Annotated in this window: 2 protein-coding genes; both read left to right on the top strand. The window is 51.0% G+C overall.

The window, feature by feature from the left end:
* The first annotated feature begins 1 nt into the window (after window position 1).
* A complete protein-coding gene (ftsH, locus tag JF818_RS14605) occupies window positions 2-1906 on the top strand; it encodes an ATP-dependent zinc metalloprotease FtsH (RefSeq protein WP_370570350.1) in 1905 nt (634 codons plus the stop codon).
* Window positions 1903-2453 (top strand): Hsp33 family molecular chaperone HslO (locus JF818_RS14610; protein ID WP_198892704.1); only part of this gene is annotated, 551 nt, incomplete at its 3' end. The genes ftsH and JF818_RS14610, both read left to right, overlap by 4 nt.

The following is a 2453-nucleotide window of genomic DNA, read 5'->3' on the forward strand; positions in this document are numbered from 1 at the left end:
TCTGGGAGAGAAAGAACCAAGGGGTGGAAAGAAGTTCACCTTCTCCTTCTGGTACTTCTTCATCATACTCTTGGTGTTCATGGCACTGAATACCTACATGGTCAGCAGACAGAGCAATGTCAACCCAGTGGATTACAACCAGTTCAAATCCTTGGTGGAAGACGGTACCATACAACGTGTTGCCATAGAAGAGGAACAGTATATCGGCTACCCATTCACCAGGGACCAGGCCGTGAATGACTTGCAAACGTATACAACAAATCCCCAGGTAGGACTTGAATCCAGCACCTACCTGCAATCTTTCAGCACGTATAAGGTGGATGACCCTTCCTTTATCCCTCTCCTGGATGAGAACGGAATAGAGTACTATGCTACCGCACCAGAGAGACCAAGCATACTCTCATCCATTCTCTCGTATATACTGCCCTTTGTCTTCATCATTCTCTTCTGGCGCTTTCTCTTTTCAAAAATGGGTGGACAGGGAGGACAAGGAGTTCTCTCCTTCAACCAGAACAAGGCCAAGATTGTTGCAGAAGGAGACACTGGTGTTCGTTTCGCCGATGTTGCTGGAGCCGATGAGAGCAAATATGAACTGGAAGAAGTGGTGGATTTCCTGAAGCGACCGGAGAAATACACGGAGATTGGAGGAAAGATTCCCAAGGGAGTACTCCTGGTAGGACCTCCGGGAACTGGTAAGACCCTGCTCGCGAAGGCCGTTGCAGGAGAGTCCGGAGTACCTTTCTTCAAGATGAGTGGAGCGGATTTCGTGGAGATGTTCGTGGGTGTTGGAGCTGCACGTGTCAGGGATCTCTTCAGGCAAGCAAGGGAAAACAGCCCCTGTATCATCTTCATTGATGAGATTGATGCCATCGGACGCTCTCGCGTTTCAGCAGGAATGGGAGGCAACGATGAGAGGGAACAGACGCTTAACCAGTTGCTCGTAGAGATGGATGGTTTTGACTCACGCACCGGAGTGATCATCATTGCGGCGACCAACCGACCGGAAATCCTTGACCCAGCACTCCTTCGTCCAGGCCGTTTTGACCGACAGGTCCTGATCGACAAGCCCGACCTGGAAGGAAGGCTGGCAATCTTGAAGATCCATACCAAGAAGATAAAACTGGGCGATGATGTCGACCTGAGAAAGATTGCCCAGGGTGCTGCGGGCCTTGCCGGTGCTGATCTTGCAAACATAGCAAATGAGGCAGCCCTGATGGCTGTACGCCAGGACCGAAAGGTTGTGATGCAAGAAGATTTCGAGGAGGCAATTGAGAAGTCGGTTGCAGGTCTTGAGCGAAAGAGCCGATTGCTCAATGAGAAGGAACGGGAAAGAGTGGCCTACCATGAGACGGGACACGCATTGACCGCTTTCATGACCGAGGGAGCTGAACCGGTAAGCAAGATATCCATCGTCCCCCGTGGACTTGGTGCTTTGGGTTACACCTTGCAGTACCCGACTGAAGACCGCTTCCTGCTCAGCCAAAGTGAGCTCTTGGGAAATATCGACACCCTCTTGGGTGGTCGTGCAGCCGAGGAGGTCATCTACAATGAGATTTCCACCGGAGCAGGCAATGATATCAGCAGGGCAAGTGACTTAGTGAGGAGGATGATCACGGAGTTCGGCATGAGCGAAAGGTACCGAAATATCACCCTTCCTACCACCAATAGTGGCATTGCAGGAATCTCTGGTGCACGTGAATACAGTGAGAAAGCACAGGAGTATATCGACAGTGAGACCGCCCGGATTGTCGGGGAGCGATATGAGATGGTCAAGACAAAGCTGAAGAAGAACAAGGAAGCCCTGCTCGCAATCACAGAAGAGCTGCTCAAACGAGAGGTTCTAGGCGGAACTGAGTTCGAAGCTCTTGCAAAAAGTAAGGTCATTGACTACTCTGCATCCGTATGATCAAGAAAAAGATAGAAGATAGTAATTTACGAGAACATCTCGCTTCCCTGCCTGAAGATGGGCGCGAGGTGTTCCTTTTGCATAACGATCAAGTTCGTGTTACTGCAATCTCAGCGACCACACTTATCAATCAGATGAGAGCCAACCATGAACTGGGGCTCCTGGAGACCTATGTATTGGGTCAGGCATACCTTGCAGCCGGCCTTCTCAGCAGTACGGTGAAAGGCAATGACCGAATCCAGCTGACTATTGAGTGTGGAGGTCCCATAGCGGGCGTGTACACGGAGGCCTGGGCAGCAGGAGCGGTAAGGGGATATCTGAAACATAATCCAATCCCCCTTACCAAACCTCTGGAAAGCTTGGACCTGAACGAACTCTATGGACCGGGCTTCATCTCAGTCTCCAAGTTGCTGGAAGACCCCTTGGTAACAACCTTCCGCTACCAAGTTGATGGGGAGGAAGAGGATAACTGGACTGTAGTCGACTCTTCTGTCACCAGCTACACCGAGCGTGGGCTTGACGGGACGGTAGACCATGCTCTCTATCT

The organism is Sphaerochaeta sp. S2 (assembly GCF_016406725.1).
In the GTDB taxonomy this organism is placed as follows: domain Bacteria; phylum Spirochaetota; class Spirochaetia; order Sphaerochaetales; family Sphaerochaetaceae; genus Sphaerochaeta.